Origin of the sequence: Bariatricus massiliensis, from assembly GCF_900086725.1 — a bacterium.
GTDB classification, from domain to species: domain Bacteria; phylum Bacillota; class Clostridia; order Lachnospirales; family Lachnospiraceae; genus Allocoprococcus; species Allocoprococcus massiliensis.
Window position 1 is genome coordinate 356,838 of sequence record NZ_LT574838.1, and the last position, 17,979, is coordinate 374,816.

General features: G+C 57.0%; 17 protein-coding genes. All 17 read right to left on the reverse strand.

The window, feature by feature from the left end:
• Positions 1 to 93: 93 nt before the first annotated feature.
• Complete coding sequence (locus tag BN6465_RS13335; RefSeq protein WP_066736080.1) at positions 94 to 564, reverse strand: precorrin-2 dehydrogenase/sirohydrochlorin ferrochelatase family protein; 471 nt, start codon at positions 562 to 564, stop codon at positions 94 to 96.
• 12 nt (positions 565 to 576) lie between these two features.
• Positions 577 to 1,215 carry a precorrin-8X methylmutase gene (locus BN6465_RS13340; protein ID WP_066736081.1) on the reverse strand — a complete coding sequence of 213 codons (639 nt, stop codon included), beginning with the start codon at positions 1,213 to 1,215 and terminating at the stop codon, positions 577 to 579.
• A 1-nt stretch (position 1,216) separates the two neighbouring features.
• Complete coding sequence (locus BN6465_RS13345) at positions 1,217 to 2,167, reverse strand: bifunctional adenosylcobinamide kinase/adenosylcobinamide-phosphate guanylyltransferase (RefSeq protein WP_066736083.1); 951 nt, start codon at positions 2,165 to 2,167, stop codon at positions 1,217 to 1,219.
• 12 nt (positions 2,168 to 2,179) lie between these two features.
• Positions 2,180 to 3,790 (reverse strand): peptide ABC transporter substrate-binding protein, encoded by a 1,611-nt coding sequence (locus BN6465_RS13350; protein ID WP_066736087.1) that lies wholly within the window; start codon positions 3,788 to 3,790, stop codon positions 2,180 to 2,182.
• Between the two features lie 74 nt (positions 3,791 to 3,864).
• Positions 3,865 to 5,730: a dipeptide ABC transporter ATP-binding protein gene (locus BN6465_RS13355; RefSeq protein ID WP_066736089.1), complete on the reverse strand. Its 1,866-nt coding sequence runs from the start codon at positions 5,728 to 5,730 to the stop codon at positions 3,865 to 3,867.
• Entirely contained in the window at positions 5,727 to 6,572 is an 846-nt protein-coding gene (locus tag BN6465_RS13360; RefSeq protein ID WP_066736091.1) for an ABC transporter permease, read from the reverse strand. Before BN6465_RS13360 ends, BN6465_RS13355 begins: the two co-directional genes overlap by 4 nt.
• Positions 6,569 to 7,489 (reverse strand): ABC transporter permease, encoded by a 921-nt coding sequence (locus BN6465_RS13365; protein WP_066736093.1) that lies wholly within the window; start codon positions 7,487 to 7,489, stop codon positions 6,569 to 6,571. The genes BN6465_RS13360 and BN6465_RS13365 overlap by 4 nt, the downstream gene beginning before the upstream one ends.
• Positions 7,462 to 9,018, reverse strand: a complete 1,557-nt coding sequence (cobA, locus tag BN6465_RS13370; RefSeq protein ID WP_066736095.1) for a uroporphyrinogen-III C-methyltransferase — start codon at positions 9,016 to 9,018, stop codon at positions 7,462 to 7,464. Before cobA ends, BN6465_RS13365 begins: the two co-directional genes overlap by 28 nt.
• 1 nt (position 9,019) lies before the next feature.
• Positions 9,020 to 9,901 carry a hydroxymethylbilane synthase gene (gene hemC, locus BN6465_RS13375; RefSeq protein WP_066736097.1) on the reverse strand — a complete coding sequence of 294 codons (882 nt, stop codon included), beginning with the start codon at positions 9,899 to 9,901 and terminating at the stop codon, positions 9,020 to 9,022.
• On the reverse strand, positions 9,880 to 11,415 hold the full coding sequence (locus BN6465_RS13380; RefSeq protein ID WP_066736100.1) for a cobyric acid synthase: 1,536 nt from the start codon (positions 11,413 to 11,415) through the stop codon (positions 9,880 to 9,882). Before BN6465_RS13380 ends, hemC begins: the two co-directional genes overlap by 22 nt.
• A 1-nt stretch (position 11,416) precedes the next feature.
• On the reverse strand, positions 11,417 to 12,460 hold the full coding sequence (locus tag BN6465_RS13385) for a pyridoxal phosphate-dependent aminotransferase (RefSeq protein WP_066736102.1): 1,044 nt from the start codon (positions 12,458 to 12,460) through the stop codon (positions 11,417 to 11,419).
• A 56-nt stretch (positions 12,461 to 12,516) separates the two neighbouring features.
• Complete coding sequence (gene cbiB / locus BN6465_RS13390; RefSeq protein WP_066736104.1) at positions 12,517 to 13,482, reverse strand: adenosylcobinamide-phosphate synthase CbiB; 966 nt, start codon at positions 13,480 to 13,482, stop codon at positions 12,517 to 12,519.
• Positions 13,479 to 14,093 (reverse strand): histidine phosphatase family protein, encoded by a 615-nt coding sequence (locus tag BN6465_RS13395; RefSeq protein WP_066736106.1) that lies wholly within the window; start codon positions 14,091 to 14,093, stop codon positions 13,479 to 13,481. The genes cbiB and BN6465_RS13395 overlap by 4 nt, the downstream gene beginning before the upstream one ends.
• Positions 14,090 to 14,851 carry an adenosylcobinamide-GDP ribazoletransferase gene (locus BN6465_RS13400; RefSeq protein WP_066736108.1) on the reverse strand — a complete coding sequence of 254 codons (762 nt, stop codon included), beginning with the start codon at positions 14,849 to 14,851 and terminating at the stop codon, positions 14,090 to 14,092. The genes BN6465_RS13395 and BN6465_RS13400 overlap by 4 nt, the downstream gene beginning before the upstream one ends.
• 14 nt (positions 14,852 to 14,865) lie before the next feature.
• A complete protein-coding gene (gene cobT / locus BN6465_RS13405) occupies positions 14,866 to 15,924 on the reverse strand; it encodes a nicotinate-nucleotide--dimethylbenzimidazole phosphoribosyltransferase (RefSeq protein WP_066738659.1) in 1,059 nt (352 codons plus the stop codon).
• A gap of 13 nt (positions 15,925 to 15,937) precedes the next feature.
• A complete protein-coding gene (locus BN6465_RS13410) occupies positions 15,938 to 17,350 on the reverse strand; it encodes a cobyrinate a,c-diamide synthase (protein WP_066736110.1) in 1,413 nt (470 codons plus the stop codon).
• A gap of 40 nt (positions 17,351 to 17,390) precedes the next feature.
• Positions 17,391 to 17,903, reverse strand: coding sequence for a precorrin-6Y C5,15-methyltransferase (decarboxylating) subunit CbiT (gene cbiT, locus BN6465_RS13415; protein ID WP_066736111.1), 513 nt, complete (start codon positions 17,901 to 17,903; stop codon positions 17,391 to 17,393).
• Positions 17,904 to 17,979 lie beyond the last annotated feature (76 nt).

The window sequence follows — 17,979 nt, forward strand, 5'->3', positions numbered from 1 at the left end:
TTCTGTTGAAATCATTTTTGACAAAACAGACAAAAACAGACAGATGTTTCTGTCTGTTTTTCACAACTCCCCTTATACAATTTATACAAGTGCTTAGCTAAACTCTTCCTGAATCCGCTGACGCACTTGCTTTACCTTTGCCGGATTCCTGCCTGCGGAATTGATTCCGATCATCACCCCGTCTGTCTCCACCACTGCCGGAAAATAGAAATCGCACATCCCCTTGTCGCTGGCTGAATTAAATAAAATCCTCCGGCCGCTTTGCCGTTCTTCCTCCCTGCAGTCCTCCCATACGCCACGGTTCACTTCCCCACTGTCCGTGGCCGCAAGCACCATATCGGCCTCCCGGATATCTGCCCTATCATAGGCACGGTACGCACAGCGGATGCTCCCCGCCCGGCCCAGCTCCTGAAGCCGCCGCGAAATCTGTGGCGCAACTACGGTAATGTCCGTGGCAAAGCGCAGCAGCGTCTCCACTCTTCTGGCCGCCACGTTCCCGCCGCCGACAATCACAATCCTCTTATCCGACAAATCTACAAACATCGGAAAATACATCTTCTCCATCCTGCCACCTCATCAATCCAGCATATACAACAATGCATTGCAAATACAGGCGGCTATATTGCTCCCGCCTTTTCTCCCCCGCGCCACAATGGACGGCGTATCCTTCAGGCTCAGAATCAGCTCCTTGGACTGTACCACATTGACAAAGCCCACCGGCACACCGATAATCAGCTCCGGCCGCAGACGCCCTTCCTGAATCAACTCATAGAGCCGTACCAGCGCCGTGGGCGCATTTCCTATCGCAAAGATGAGGGGCTCCCCCAAGCTCGCCGCCTTGTCCATGCTGGCAGCAGCCCGTGTGGTGCCGCCCGCCTTTGCCGCCCCCGCCACATCCTCATCCGACATGAAGCAGTACACCTGCCCGCCGTACTTGGCAAGCCGCGCCTTATTGATGCCCGCACGCCCCATCTGCGTATCCGTGACAATGGAAGCCCCGTTTCGCAGCATTTCCAGCGCATGCTCCACCGCCCCTTCCGTAAAATGCAGGCTCCGGGCATACGCAAAGTCCGCGCTGGTATGAATACAACGCTTCACTATCGGCTCCGTCCCCGGTATCAGCGGCATGTCCCCCAGCTCCTCCGTGATAATTTCAAAGCTTCTGGCCTCAATCTCCGCCGGAAGCACCTTCTCCAACTCAATATGCGTCTCCATTCTATTCCTCCTTCAGGTGCGAAGCAATCCCGCACACGACACGGTCGACCCTAGATGCGTAAGCCGCAAGCTCCGTGCAGACACGTCCCACCTGTTCCCGGTACGCCCGTAAAAATCCATCCACCGGCACAAGCCCGCACCCAATCTCTGTGCTCACAATCACAATCTGCGGATTCCTGCGGTAAATCTCCCCCGCAAGTGTTTCCGTATCCTGCCCGGCCTCCATCCACCGCCGAATCAGCGCTTCAAAATGATACATCCCCTCACAGTCAAAGACCGCATCCAAAGGGCACGTTCCTCCGTCCGCCCAGCATAAGACGCCATAGGCCCGCTCCGCATAGGCCCGTTTTCCCTGCGTTGCGCCACCGATGATAAGCTTCATACCTGCTCCTCCTTTCGCGGCATCTGCCGCCCCACTTCCTTCTATAGAAACGGGAAGTCCGCAGACCACCTCCGTCACCCGCTCCGCCAGCGCCGCCAATCCGATGTTAACCTGCGCCAGCGTCCTTTTGTAGGCCCGCATCTCTTCCGAATCCTCGGCGCACTCTCCGAACACCTCATTACTCACAATCACCAGACAGCTGCACCTTTTCTCAAGAAAACGGATGCCTTCCACGACCGCCTCTGCCGTATGTTCCCCTGCCCCCTCCGGCTGGTACATCTCATTGGCAACAAGGTTCGACATGCATTCCAAGAGCACACAGTCCCCGGGCGTCTGTGATTCCCAAGTCTCAGAAAGCCCTTTTATGTCCGTATACCGCTCAATCGTAGTAAACCCTTTTTCACTCCGCATCCCCCGGTGACGCTGAATCTTCCGCTTCGTCTCCTCCCCCCATGGTATCATGGTGGCAATATAAAACATCGCTCCGCCCCCGGCACAATGACTGCAAATCCAATCCTCCGCATACGCCGACTTGCCGCTTCCGCTGCCGCCTGTCACAAGATGAATCATCTGCTTTCCTCCTTATTCCGCTCTGTACGCACCCCTGTAATCCAGCGCTCCTGTGGCAGGAATCTGTCCCACGCCCTTCACCGCCGGACGAATCAGATTACAGCTCTTCATCGTATAGAGAGGAATGATGTAAAATTCCTCCCCCACCGCAAGCTGCTCCGCCTCATGCATCAGCCGGGCACGTGCCTCCCTGTCGGTCTCTCCGTCCGACTGCTCCACAATCGCATCGTAATCCGCATCCCGCACCCCGCTGCAATTGTAAGTGCTGTAGGATAACAGCATGGACAAGTAAGTATACGGGTCTGCAAAATCCGCCGTCCAGTTCATTCGGCATAGTTCAAAATTCCCTGCCCGCCGCTCAGTATAATTGACCTGCAGCTCCTGCGCCTTCAGCTCGATGTCGATATTCAGATTCTTCTTCCACTGCTCCTTTAACACCTGCGCCGTGTCCGAATCCATCTCCAGAGAAGGGTAATTATACGTGAGCACGGGAAAGCCTTCCCCGTCCGGGTATCCGGCCTCCGCCAGAAGCCTTTTGGCCTCCGCCACATTCTCCTCAAAGGGCGGCTCGGCCCCTTCCGTAAAATATGTGTCCGCCCCCTTATCCTTCATATACTTTGCCACAAAGTTTACCGTGGGTTCCGTATCCTTCCCCACCATCTCGCACAGCTCCTTCCGGTCAACCGCCAGATTCAGTGCCCTGCGCACCCGCACATCGTCCAGCGGCTTCACCTCCAGATTGGGGTAAATATAGCGGGTCGCAATGGTATCCGTCACCACAAGGTCCTCTTTCCCCTCATACAGCTCCATGACCGCCCCCGGGAGAGCCGTCGCCACATCCACCTCCCCGGTCTCGTAGGCATTTGCCATGGACTGCTGGTCATGAAAAAAGCGGTAGGTGATCCGTGACAGCTTTACCGCGTCCGCGTTCCAATATTTCTCATTCTTCTTCAAAACAAAATACTGCTCCGGCACATATTCCTCCAGATAAAAAGGCCCGTTGGCCACACTGGTCTGCGGCTCCTTATCCCAGCCGCTCCCCACCTTGTCAGCATACTTCACGCAGGACGGGGTATAGACCGGAAGGCGCAGCAAATCCAGAAAATACACACACGGCTTCTCCAGCTCAAAGACCAGCGTATATGCATCCGGAGCCGTCACTCCCAGACTTTCCACGTCCGCCTCCCCGTTATAGATGGCCTCCCCGTTCCGAATCGGAAACAGATAGTTGGCATAACCATTCCCGCTCTCCGGTTTCAGCGCCCGCGCCATCGTATTGATAAAATCCGCCGCCGTCACCGGAGTCCCGTCCGACCAGACCGCATCCTTACGCAGATGAAAGGTCCAAATATCAGACGTCTCATTTACCTCATATGACTCGGCCGCCCGGTACACAAGCTCCCCCTTTTCATCAAAGGCCACAAGCTCGTCCAGCGCCACCGAATAGGAAAGATAGGTAAGCGCAATCATCCCTGCCGGGTCCAGTCCGCCCGTCTCGCTGTTCACCGCCACGGTAATCTCCTGCTCCCCCGCCGTCTTCTCCTGTCCCTTCTCGGCACATCCTCCGAAAAGAAGGGTTCCTCCTAACATAACTATCATTACAATGCTGCTGATTCTCTTCATCCTGTCGTCCTCTCTGTCGTCCTACTGTCAACGTCTATTGTATCTAACAAAGTGGACAAGCCCACTTCAACTCCCTATATCCCGTACTCATGAGGAGCTTGTGCACTTTGCGCGCCAATGTGCGGCTGCGAAGCGGCTTTCCTATGTACCAAAAAACAAGCTACCTCACGGGCGCCGATTCGGTACATCTCCGGCATCTCCCTGCCGCAACGCTCCATGGCATACGCACAGCGCGGCGCAAAAGGGCACCCCCGCTCGGGAAGGTCCGCCGCCTGTCCCTTTATCCGATGCATCCCCGCACTGTACATACCCGTGCTGTGCATGCTCCCATTGCACTGTCCTCCTCTTTGCGGCCCGTGCGTCAGAGCTGCCGCAAGCAGCGCCCGTGTGTACGGATGCCAAGGCTCCTTGTAGACCGTCTCCGGCTCACCGCTCTCCACGATACTTCCCGCATACATAATTCCCACACGCCTGCTGAGTCTTCTCACCACCTGTAAGTCATGGGAGATGAATAAATAAGAGATCTGCCTCTCCCGCTGCACCCGCTCCAGCAGTTCCAGAATCTGCGCCTGCACCGTCACGTCAAGGCTTGTCACCGGCTCATCGCACACCACCAGCCGGGGTTCCGCAATCAAAGCCCGGGCAATACAGATTCTCTGGCGCTGTCCTCCCGAAAATGCCTGCGGATACTTGGCAGCATCCTCCGGCCGAAGCCCCGTCATGAGAAGCATTTCCCGCACCCGCTGACTCCGCTCCTCCTTGCTCATGTCCGTGTTCAACATAAGAGGCTCCGCAAGCGCATCTCCCACCGTCATCCGCGGATTCAGCGAGGCATAAGGGTCTTGAAATACCATCTGCACACGGCCCTCTCCATGGTACTGTACCGTCCCGCCATCCGGGGAAAGCATCCCGGTAACCAGCGAAGCCAGCGTACTTTTCCCGCAGCCGCTCTCCCCCACAAGCCCCAAGGTCTCCCCTCGGCCAATCTGAAAGGATACGCGCCGCACTGCTTCAATCCGGCGGCCGCTGCCGCCACGGGAAAATGCCCGGCTCACCGCATCTACCGCAAGAAGGCTGTCGCCCGCCTTCCCATATTCTACGTTCTCCACAAACTTCGGCGGCTCATCAAGCCTTGCCCCATGGCGCACCAGCTCCCTTGTGTACTCATGCTTTGGGTTTTGAAACATCTGCTCCGCCGTCCCTTCCTCCACAAGGACTCCGTCCTTTAAGACAAGCATCCTCCGACACAAGGCGGCAATCACACGCAGATCATGACTTACCAGAATCATAGCCATCCCCGTTTCCTCTGCGATACGTTTGAGAAAGTCCAGTATCTGCGCCTGCACCGTGACATCCAGTGCCGTGGTGGGCTCATCCGCAATCAAAAGACGGGGCTCCCCTGCCAGTGCAATGGCTAACGCCACCCTCTGACGCATCCCGCCGGACAGTTCAAAGGGATACTGCCGCATCCGCATCTCCCCCTCCAAAATCCCTACCATGCCAAGCAGCTCCGCCGCCCGCTCCTTGGCCGCCTTTTTGCTGCATTTTCTGTGGGCGCGTATGGTCTCTGTAATCTGCCGTCCCACCTTGACCGAGGGATTCAGGCTGGAAAGAGGCTCTTGAAATACCATCCCTATCCGACATCCCCTGACTCCCTCCATCTTCCGCTCATACATGCGCCGGCTTCTTCTGTCCGCGCCCGGCGGTGGCGGCGTGATATCCGCCCCGTCCAGCGTAATCTGTCGGCAGGATACCTGCGCCCGCTCCGGCAGAAGCCCCAGAATGGCCTGCATGGCGGTACTCTTTCCCGAGCCGGACTCCCCCACTACACCGAGCACCTCGCCCGGGCGCACGGTAAATGAGAGTCGGCGCACCGCCTCCTCCTCTTGCTCCCGCTCATGAAATTGTACATGCAAATCTTTGACACACAGCAAACTCATCTCGTCTTTTTCCTTCCTGCCACCCTGCGCTCCACGCCCTCCCCAATCAAGTGCAGTGAAAGAAGAAGGACACAGAGAACCAAAATCGGGTACAACATCTGCGACGGATACAACAGCATCTGGCTTCTGGCATCCTGTATCAACGTTCCCAGACTGGCCGCAGGCGCCGCAATCCCCACGCCTACAAAGCTTAAAAATGCCTCGGTAAAGATGGCCTTGGGCGCTAAAAAGGTCAGATTCACGATAATCGGCCCCGCCGCGTTCGGCAGCAGGTGCGCACACAGGATTCTGCCCGTACGTGCCCCCGCCAGACGGGCCGCCGTACAGAACTCCTGCATCTTTAATCGCTGTATCTCTCCCCTCACTACCCGTGCAAGCCCCGTCCAGCCGGATATGCAGATGCCCAGAACCACGCTGCCTGCATTTGCCTCGAAGGCCAGCATAATCAAAATCACATACAACAGGGAGGGCACCGCATCGATTACATCCGCAATCCGCATCAGAAGCATGTCAAGCCTGCCTCCCCGGTAGCCTGCCACGCTCCCCCAGAGAGTTCCCGTCACCCCGCAGATAAGGCAGCTTCCCATACCTACAAGCAGACTGATTCCCGCACCGTACCAGACACGCACAAAGATATCCCGGCCGAATTTATCCGTGCCGAACAGATGGGAAACAGAGCTTCCCGCATTGCGAAATCCCGCATTTTGCTCCGCATACGAATAGGGCGCACACACAGGAACCAGCACGGCCAACAGCAAACACAGCGCAAACAAAAACGTCCCCGATGCAAGCAGCGGATTCCCAAGGCACCACGCCCATCCTTTTCTTATCCACCGTCTCATCGGCACGCCCTCCTCACCGCAGGATTCAGCCACGCACAGAGCAAGTCCGTCACCAGATTCACCCCGATTACGACAACACCCATAAAGACTGTCAGTCCCAAAATCAGTGTATAATCTCGGTTGGCGATGGAGTTGACAAACTCACGCCCCAGCCCGGGAATGGTAAAAATGCTCTCCACCGCAAAGCTTCCGGTCAGTAAAAACGCAGCCGCCGGCCCAATGTAATTGAGCACCGGAATCCACGCATTTTTCAACATATGACCGACCACCGTCCGCCGCCATTTCAACCCCTTCGCCCGCGCCATCTTCACATACTCTTTCTCCAACTCATCTTCCAAGGCATGGCACATGGTTTTTGTAATAACTGCGGTGGGATAGACTGCCAAAGAGAACACGGGTAAAATGTAGCCCGCTGGTTCGGTTAGTCCTGCTATAGGAAGCAGCTTCAGCTTCACCCCGAATCCGAGCGCCAGAAGAAGAGCCAGCACAAAATTCGGTATCCCCGCTCCCAAAAGTGTTCCCAAGAAAATACTTCCGCGAACCGTCCGGCGCTTCGAAAGAGCCTGCCAGATGCCAAGCAGGGTACCGAAAAGCGCCGCCGTCACAACCGCAAGAAAGCCCACCAAAGCCGTCGCAGGCCAGCCACGGCCGATGACCTGCCGCACCGTCACCCCCGGCTTTTTATAGGAAATGCCCAAGTCCCCCTTGAGTAAGTTCCCCAGATAAGTTCCGTACTGTCTCCAAAGAGGCTCCTTCAGGCCATAGGCCTCCTCCACAGCCGCTGTCACTGCCTCCGTGGCATCGCCCCCCTGAAAGGGACTGCCGGGCATCATCCGTGTAAGGAAAAAGGCGGCCGTCACCAGCACATACAGCGCCAAAAGCCCGGTGGCTAACCGTTTGCATGTATACCGCAGCATCCGAATTCCTCCATCACAGTCTGAATCATACTGTCAATTGACGCTTCACGGGAGACCAGCACCCGCATCCCATAGCGGGCCGCCTCCTTGGCCGTCTGTTCCCCGATGCACACCGCCGTCACGTGGCGGTAATCAGAAAGCCCCACTCCCTGCACAAAGCCCTTCACGGTGGAGGCGCTTGTAAAGGTCACCGCGTCAATCGCTCCCGCCACAAATAAATCCTGTATCTTCTCCCGCACTTGCTCATGGGTCTCATAGACCGTCTCATACAAGGGCACGTCCGCCACCGTAAGCCCTGCGGCAAGAAGCGGCGGAATCAGCTCCTCGGAGCCTTCTGCCGCCCGCAACACCGTCACATGGCTTCCGGCTTGCGCCGTTTGGGCAATCCCTTCCCCCAGCGCTTTGGCACAGAATACAGAAGGCACCATATCAGCCTGTATGCCATGACTTTCCAGCTCCCGCGCAGTGGCTGAGCCGATAGCCCCGATTTTCACCTGCCACGAACCCGCAAATATGCTGCGGATGTCCATCTTCTGCTCCCGAAGCTGGCGGAAGAAGTCGAGAACCCCTGCCGGACTTGTGAATACCAGCCATTCTTCCCTGCTTTTCCCCAGCGCCTCCAGCGCTTCTTTTAAGAGCGGATTGGGTGAAATCATCTGCGTCCGGATAGATGGAAGCTCGATTACCTGCGCGCCGTAAAACCGCAGTTTATCCGCCAATGAAGAGCTTGCCTGCCGGGGCCTTGTGACCAGAATCTGCCGTCCTCCGAGACACCGATCTTCCGCCCAATGAAATCCCTCCGCCAGCGCACACACCTTTCCCACGATAATAATCGCAGGCATCCCGATGCCCGACTCCGAAGCCTTCCCAGCCAGACCGGATACCGTGGATACGATGCGCCGCTGTCCGGCAAGCGTCCCCTTCTCCAGCACCGCCGCAGGCGTATCCTGAGCCATCCCTGCCTGCATCAGACCTTCCATGATGCTTTCAAGGGAAGTGACGCCCATCAAAAAGACAAGGGTTCCCTTCGTCTTCACAAGAGTCGAATAATCAATTCTGCTTGTTCCATCCTTTCTCGGATGTCCGGTGATGACATGGAAGGAGGAGGTGAAATCTCTGTGGGTCAGCGGAATGCCCGCATACGCCGGAACCGCGGATGCCGAGGTGACGCCGGGCACTATCTCGAAAGGAATCCCATGCTCCACGAGAAGCTCTACCTCTTCCCCTCCCCTGCCGAACACAAAGGGGTCTCCCCCCTTTAACCGCAGCACCTCTTTCCCCCGCTTAGCCTGCCGCAGAAGGATTTCATTGATTTCTGTCTGGGGGACCGGATGGTAACCCGCACGCTTTCCCACATATATCAGCTCAGTCTCCGGTGGAATCAGGCTGAGTATCTCCACACTGACCAGCGCGTCATAGACAATGACATCGGCCCTGTCCAAAAGTGTTCTTACCTTGACCGTCAAAAGTCCCGCATCCCCCGGCCCTGCTCCGGCTATCCAGACCTTTCCTTTTTCTCGATTCTCCATCCTATTCCCTCCGTCTCATTTCCCCGGCCAACGCGGCGCCAAGCTGCCGTCCTCGGTCCGCCGCTCCGGCTCTCGTCTCTACCCAGTATTTTCCAGAATCCTCGCTGTAATAAAGCCCGGTCAGCTTCAACTCTGTGCCGCAAAGCTGGGCATGGGCGGCTATGGGAGAAGTACAGCCCGCGTCCAGTGCGGCTACGAACTCACGCTCGGCGGCCGCCTCCTTCCGGCTCCGCTCACTGGCCGCCTCCGCAAGATAAGTGTAATCTTCACCCTTCCGGCCCTGAATGGCGAGGATTCCCTGCCCTGCCGCCGGGACCATCTCCTCCACCGAAAACACTCTTCCGATGACATGCTGCATCCCAAGCCTTCGCAGTCCCGCCGCCGCAAGAATCGTCCCGTCAAAATTCTCCTCCCGCAGTTTCTGCAGACGAGTCTCTACATTTCCACGAATCCCTTGAAAGGAGCAGGAAGGATAGAGCGTTTGCATCTGCAAGGTCCGCCTTCTGCTGGAAGTGCCTATCACGCCGCCCTCCGGGATTTCCGCTGTCCCCGGCTTATAGATGAGTACATCCCTCGGATCCTCCCGCACACTGTAAGCCACCACCGGAAGCTCCTCCGGGATTTCTGCCGGCATATCCTTCAAACTATGCACCGCCAAATCAATCCTGCCGTCAAGCAGCGCCCTGTCCAGCTCCTTGACAAACAGTCCCTTTCCCCCGATAAGCTCCAGACTCTTATTCAGTATCTTGTCCCCTGTCGTCTTCATGGTCACCAGCTCCACCTGTATATCCGGGTATCTTTTCTGAATGGCCTGTCTCACGATTTCCGCTTGTATCACTGCCAGCCGGCTCTCCCGGCTCCCTATTCTGATGATAGACTGCATGGCGCTTCCATTCCCTTCTCTAGTATTTCATAGACCGCTTCCATATCCAGACTTTCCCGGATAATATCCGCAAGATGGTCGTACTGTTCTTCCTTATAAGCCCGCATATCCAAAGCCTCCACCGGAGTGTCCGCAAGCCCTTTTTCCTTGAGCAGCGCACGCACAAGCCCTCCGGCAGCCTCCGGGAGGTCGAACACCCCGTGCACATAACAGCCGTACACATTGCCCTGTGCCGCACCGTCGGTCTTATGTATGTTCGGATTGAGCTCGTCGGTAAGCCTTAGAATCCCGGCTCCTTCCGCCGCGGTGGTCGTACCCATATGGATTTCATAACCCTCCGTCTCCACCTGCTCCAGCTCCTTCAAAATGCCCTCCATGTGGAGAAATCTTCCGCTGACCCTTGTCCTTGTCTTCTCCGGCGCAAAGACGGTGCGCACCGGCAGCAGTCCCATGCCCGGTATTTCGCCCTGATATTCCGCCCCGTCGGGGTCGCATATCCACTCTCCCAGCATCTGATAACCTCCGCAGATGCCGAACACCAGCTTCCCGGCGGCCGCGTGACGAAGCACCTTGGCCTCCAGACCGTTCTGCCGCATCCAGAGCAAATCTCCGCTGGTATTCTTACTTCCCGGCAGGAACACGGCGTCCGGCTCTCCGAAGTCTCCCGGCCTGTCCACATAGCGAAGCGAGACTCCGTCCATACATTCCAGCGCCATAAAGTCCGTGAAGTTGGAAATCCGCGGTAGGCGGATGACTACGATGTCCACAAGCCCCCCTGTTCCCTTCCTTGTAAAACGCTGGGAGAGGCTGTCTTCATCCTCGATATCTAGCTGGAAGTAAGGCACCACCCCCCGCACCGCAATCCCGGTCCGTTCCTCCAGCATCCGAAGCCCGGGCAGCAGAATCTCCTTATCCCCACGGAACTTGTTGATAATTGTGCCCTTGATTCTTGCCCGCTCCCTTTCCTCCAGAAGCGCAATCGTTCCCACAAGCTGGGCGAACACCCCGCCCCGGTCGATATCCCCCACAAGCAGCACCGGGGCATCCACAAGCTGTGCCAGCCCCATGTTGACGATATCTTCGCTCTTTAAGTTAATCTCTGCCGGACTTCCGGCCCCCTCGATGACAATCACGTCATAGTCCGCCTCTAACTTGTGATAGGCATTCAAAATGGCCGGGATAAGCTCCCGCTTCCTGCGGAAATACTCAGCCGCAGGCATCACGCCCCTAGGCTCCCCATTCACAATCACCTGCGAGCCCATATCGTCGGTGGGCTTTAAGAGAATGGGATTCATCAGCACGGAGGGCTCCACGCCCGCCGCCTCCGCCTGCATCACCTGCGCCCTCCCCATCTCCAGTCCCTCCCGGGTGATATAGGAATTCAGCGCCATATTCTGAGATTTAAACGGGGCGGTCCGGTAACCGTCCTGCGCAAATACCCTGCACAGGCCGCCTGCCAAAATACTTTTTCCCGCATTGGACATGGTTCCTTGTATCATAATCGATTTTGCCATTTTATCTCTCCTTGTAAATGTCCTCTAGGGCCGTAAGAAGCCTTACATTCTCCTCGTGCCTTCGGATTGCCGTGCGGTAATATCCCCGCTTTAGTCCTTCGTAATCTCCACAGTCCCGTATCAGAATCTTCCGCTCCAAAAGCCGTGTAAACAAGTCATGCTCACTGTGCAGCAGCAGATAGTTGGCCGAGGAGGGGTAGTGCTTTACTCCAATCTCCGTAAGCCTTCCCTCCATCCACTTCCGCTCCCGGCACACATAGGCTCTCGTCTCCCGGATGCGCTCCTGCCCGGACAGCGCTGCAAGTCCCGCCTCCTGCGCCGGGGCCGACACGCTCCAGGGCTGGCGCACCGCTTGCAGCCGCTCCAGAAGCTCTGAATCAGCGCAGATACCGTACCCCAGACGCAGCCCCGGCATCCCGTGCATCTTCGTGAACGCCCGCAGTAAAAATACCCACGGCGTCCCCTGCACATCGCCGCCTGACATGGCACACGCGGGCCGCTCCATAAATTCATAAAAGCACTCATCCAGCACCAGCCGAATCCGGCACTCTCCGCACCGCCGCACAATCCGTTCCAAGAGCGCCCCGTCAATGACCTGCCCCGTCGGATTATCAGGTGAGCAGAGAAAGAACACGTCCACGCTCTCATCCAGCAGAGGCAGGATTCGCTCCGTCAGCCGGAAGTCCTCTTCCTCCCGCAGATAATGATAGCTTGGCTCGCATCCGCCTGCCCGCAGCGCCTGTGCGTATTCGGAGAAGGAAGGAGCCGTAAGCAGCGCCTTTTGAGGACGCAGGGCAAACACAAGGGAAAAAATCAAGTCCGCAGCACCGTTTCCGAAAATCAGTGTCTCATCCGGGATTTGCTGCTGCTCTGCCAAAGCCCTTCGAAGCTTCCGGCACCACGGGTCAGGATAAGCCTCACTGCGCCTCACACCTCGCATAGCCGCCTGCATCACCTCATCGCTTGCCCCGAAAGGGTTGATATTCGCGGAAAAGTCAAGCATCCCGTCGTATGTATAAATATCGCCTCCGTGTGTGTACTCCATGTCTCCTCCTTACAGATAAAAAAGTAGTGACAGTTTTACCNCTCCATGTCTCCTCCTTACAGATAAAAAAGTAGTGACAGTTTTACCCCGCCAAACAGCACAAACGCCAGCGCCGCTGTCATATACAGCAGCCGTCCCGCCCGCACAATGTCCCTTGTCTCAACGGGGCGGATATCATCGCCGATGTATTCCTTCTTATATAGTTTGCCAAAATACCACGCATCGCCCGCAAGTCTGATTCGCAGCGCACCCGCACAGACGGCCTCGGTCTGGGCGGCGTTGGGACTTGCATGCTTCTTCCGATCCCTCCGATAGATCCGCCACGCACCGGCTCCGTCCATTCCTAGCAGAAAGGCTCCCGCAATCATCAAAAGCGCCGACAGACGGGCGGGAATATAATTAAAGAAATCGTCCAGCTTCGCCGCACATCTGCCAAGATAGCGGTATTTCTCATCCTTGTATCCAATCATAGAGTCCATCGTATTCACCGCCTTGTAGAAGAATCCAAGGGGCGCGCCTCCGATTATCAGATAGAAAAGAGGAGCCACCACGCCGTCGGAAGTATTTTCCGCCACCGTCTCCACGGCCGCCTTGACGACGCCCTCCTCGGTGAGACGCTCCGTGTCCCGCCCTACTATCATGGAGACCGCCTTTCTGGCCTCTGGCAGATTCCCCTCTGCAAGCTTTTGATACACCTTGCCGCTCTCTTCTCTCAACGACTTGCAGGCAAGCAGCTGATAGCACCAAAAACTCTCCAGTGCAAAGGCCGCCGCTGGGTGTACCTGCTCCGCCGCCCGCAAAAGCAGCCACGAAAGCAGGAACGCCCCCGCCACCACAAGGAGCCAAAGAACGCCCCCCGCCACAAGAAGCTGCCCTTTCTTGTCCTTGCATACCGCTCTGCACCCCTTTTCCAATAGAGAAATCCACGCGCCGCTTATGCGCACCGGATGGTACAGCCACCGTGGGTCGCCCCACAGAAGGTCCAAGGCAAATCCCGTCATACAAGCCAGAAGTGTTCTCATAAGCCTACTATCTCCTCCATTACTTTTTCTCCCCGCTTCCACCGCCCGGCATCCAGCGTAATCAGATAGCCCGCTCCGTTTGCCGCCTGCCAGTGATAGAATTCCCGCCGCTCTTTGTCAAACCTCGCAAGCACCGCCATCATCGTGCCGCCGTGCACTACCATGGCCGCCCGCTCCACATCCGCCTTCATCCAGCCCCTTAAGATTTCTTCAAATCCACGGACACAGCGCGCCCGGAACTGCTCCTGCCCTTCGCCGCCGGGAAAGGGGATGGTTCCGCCCGAATCCAGCCACCGCTGATAGGCAGGAATGTCTTTTAGTTCCTCGTAACTCTTGCCCTCAAAGAGACCGAAGTCACACTCCCGCAGAAGCCGGGATGTGACAGGCGCCACTCCCGGGAACAGCAAGTCCGCGCTCTCCACGCACCGCCTCATGGAGCTTGCCGCCACGTCCGTCACCGTATCCATTCCGACTTCCGTCAGGCGGCTCCGTATCCGTGCGGCGGCAGAGGAAAGCGCCGCTCCTGCCGCCAAGGACTCGTCCGTCCTCCCGATGTATTGCTTCTTGGCATTGCCCGGCGTGGCAAAATGCCGTATCATCGCTATCTTCATAGAATCCCTCCGACGAGCACTGCCACCGTCAAAACAGCAAGCTCACAGACTTGTAGAAAATACCCCGCCAAGTCCCCGGTGATGCCTCCGAACTTCCGTTTACACATGCCGCGGTAATAACAGAACACCAGCGCCGCCGCCAAAAGTGCCGCCGCCCCTAAAAGAGGACTGTACCAAAGCACCGCAGCCGCAGCACCCAGCAGCCACACTACCATGGTAATGCCCACCGTTCTGCGCTTTGCCCCGTCCTGAAAGGTCTTCGCCAGTCCGCTTTCTCTGGCGGCCGGAAAGGCCACCACCGAAAGCCCGCTAAGTCCCCGGGACAGAACGTACCCCCAAGCCACAACGGGAAGCAGCTTCGGGCTTACTTCACTCCAAAGCGCCACGCTCCAGAGCAGATAGACGGCAAGCCCCAGCACCGCAAAGGCTCCTGCGTGGGGATCTTTCAATATTGCCAGCTTCTTCTCCTTGTCACCGTAGGAATTCAATGCGTCCAGCGTGTCCATATACCCGTCCATATGGATGCCCCCCGTCACAAGCAGAGGCAGTAAGGTCATGGCCACCGCAAAGAAAAGCTTCCCCGTCCCGAGACGGCTCAAAAAATTCCCGAGGCCGAACACCAGAATACCGTTCACACATCCTACCAGCGGGAAAAAACACATCGCATACTTCATATTTTTTTCCTTCCATTCCACCCGTGGCATGGGAATCTTGGAATACATGGATATGGCAATCACACAGGATTCTAACAGATACATCTTCTTCCTCTTTTCTATCGTAATGGCTGATAACTCTCTATCGCAATCTCCTCAAAGGTACTCATACGCCGGTACACCGAAAGCCCCATCTCCAGAAGCGGCATTACGGCCACCGCGCCGCTGCCCTCCCCCAGATTCATCTCGCAGGTCAGAAACGGAGATAGGTTCAGCGCGTCTAGCAAAAGCTGCCCGGCCGGCTCCTTGGATACATGGGAGGGCAGCATATAATCGGCCGCCGCGGGAACCATCCGCACCGCACACAGCGCGGCCACCGCCGAGATAAACCCGTCCACCACCACCGGAATATGAAAAAGCGCGCCGCCCAAAAATACCCCGGCAAGCCCCGCGATATCAAAGCCCCCCACCTTGGAGAGCACATCCAATACATCCTCGGCATCGGGCTTGTGCATCGCGATGGCTTCTTCGATTACCTGTATCTTCCGGGTAAGTCCCGTGCCGGAAAGACCTGCCCCCCTCCCGGTGACCTCCGCCGCCGGGAGGCCGAGAAGCACCGCGGCCACCGCACTGCTGGTGGTGGTGTTGCCGATTCCCATCTCCCCCGTAGCCAGAATATCGTATCCCCGAGCAGAGAGCGCCTCCGCCATCCGCACGCCGGTCAAGACAGCACGCCATGCCTCCTCCCGGCTCATGGCCGGCTCCTTGTGAAAGTTCTTGGTTCCGTAGGCAATCTTTTGCTCCGCTTTTGTCACGGACGGAACATCCGACGCCATACCGATATCCACCGGAAAGAGCTCCACACCCGCAACCTCCCCCATGATAGCCACGCTGGCCGCCTTTTTGGTAAAGTTATGCGCCACCACGGCGGTCACTTCCTGCCCGGTCTGGGTGACCCCTTCTTCCACGACCCCATTGTCCGCGCACATAATGACCAGCGCCTTCTTCTTCAGCTCGAATTCCGCCGTCTCCTTCATCCCGGCCATGCGGATGACCGCATCCTCCAGCCTGCCGAGGCTGTAAAGGGGCTTGGCCACCGTCAGCCACCGCTTTCTTGCCCGCTCCATACTTTCTGCGTCGGCGGGCACAATCTGCCCGGCCAGCTCTTGTAAGGTCATCTCATCTGATATCTTATCTTCCAACCGCATCTTCTCCACCTCTTTCTCCCAAACTGCAGCATCTTACAAAACGCTGTGCAAACAACGGATTGGCATAGAAATGAATATGAGAATATCCCGCAAACAGGCTTCCTTTCATATGGATGCACTCCCAAGAGCGGCGCTTATCCGGCTTCACTGCCAGACAGTCGCTGCCATTGTTGGTACTGTCCCAATAATGGAATTCATGTCCCCGGATAGACTCTCCCTTCTGCAGGAACATCCCTTCCCGCAGCGCCTGAATCTCCACATATCCAAATCTTACCAGCCTATCCTGTCTCACCGCCCGACCCGGGATAACGCCTGCCATGGGGTAACTTACTCCGTCCTCCCCCCAAAGCTCCCGGTGCAGGTACATGAACCCGCCGCACTCCGCAATACAAGGCATCCCTGCCTCCACCGCCTGCCGCACTGCACGGCGCATCTCAGCATTTTCCGCAAGCCTCCCCGCATAGAGCTCAGGGTAACCGCCGCCAAGAAGAAGTCCCCGAATCCCTTCCGGCAGGCACTGATCCCTAAGGGGACTAAAGTGCACCAGCTCACATCCAAGCGTTTCCAGATACCGCAGATTGTCCTTATAATAAAAGCAGAATGCCTCATCCCACGCAATCCCGATAGAAATCTTTTTCCCCGTCACTTCTTGCACATGTGCTTTAGCGGAGGGTTCCTCCTGCACTTCTGCTGTGCACGCCGCCCCAATCTGCAATAGCAGTTCCAAGTCCACCGTCTTTGCAAGAAGCTCCCCTGCCTTTCGGAGACGGCTTCGTATGGCGGTGATTTCCTGCGGTGTCACAAGACCGAGATGACGGCTCTTCAGGGTAAATACCTCATCCTCCGGCACATAACCTGCCACGGGGATATCATATCCCCGTGCCGAAAGCTCGGACTCAATCATTTCCTTCATCCGCGGATACAGTCCCCCGGACACCCGGTTCAGCAGAATCCCTCGAATCCGACTGTCCCCGCAGAAGGTGAGCATCCCGAGAATTGTCGGAATAACCGAGCGCGCCATCCCCCGGCAGGGCACCACAAGGATAACCGGGATATCCAGCGTCCTCGCCACATCGTAGGAGCTTCCCTTCTCCGACTCCAGAGAGCGTCCGTCATAATACCCCATGACCCCCTCGGTAATCGTCACATCGGCTCCCGCCGTGTGCTCTCGGTACAGCCCCTTCAGCACCTCGGCCTCACAGAAAAAGAGGTCCAGATTCTCCGACTCCACCCCCAGCACTTCCCGGTGGAACATGGGGTCTATATAGTCCGGCCCGCACTTGCAGGCCGCCACCCGAAGCCCCTGCTTGGCGAAGGCCGACATCAGGGCGCAGGAAATCACGGTTTTCCCACTGCCGCTTGATGCCGCCGCAATCATGATGCTTGCCTGTTTCATCGTCTCTCTTCTCCCTTCTTCCTATGGATATCTCGAAATATCATTCCGTAATGAGATACACCGGGTTCTGTGCGGTCATCATATGGTAGTCTCCCAAGCGCTTGGAGCGGGAAGCCTGTATCTGAACCACCTCCGGCTCCAAAAGGAGTCCTTCCTTCACCGCCTCCATCACCTCTCCCATGGTCTCCAGCGAAATTGCGGTGATGACAATTCTCACAGCGGGATTCTTCGCCTTCACCAGCTTCAATATCTCCCGCAGCCTCCCGCCGCTTCCGCCGATAAATACATGGGTAGGCGCTTCCAGAGGCACAAGCGCATCGGGCGCTGCTCCCTCAATCACCTCAATCCAGTCACAGCCGAATTTCTGCTTGTTTTTATGAATCAGCCCGATTCCTTCCGGATTCCTCTCCACCGCATATACTTTTATAGTTCCAGACTGGCAGGCGGCTTCCACCGCCACAGAGCCCGTACCTGCCCCCACATCATAGAGAACGGCGTCCTCCGTAAGGTGAAGCTTTGCCAGCACAAGAGCCCGCACCTCCGACTTCGTCATAGGCACCTTCCCTCTTAAGAACTCCTCATCCTCAATATGGCGGCATACGCTCCCGTCCCGTCTCTTTTACACATCT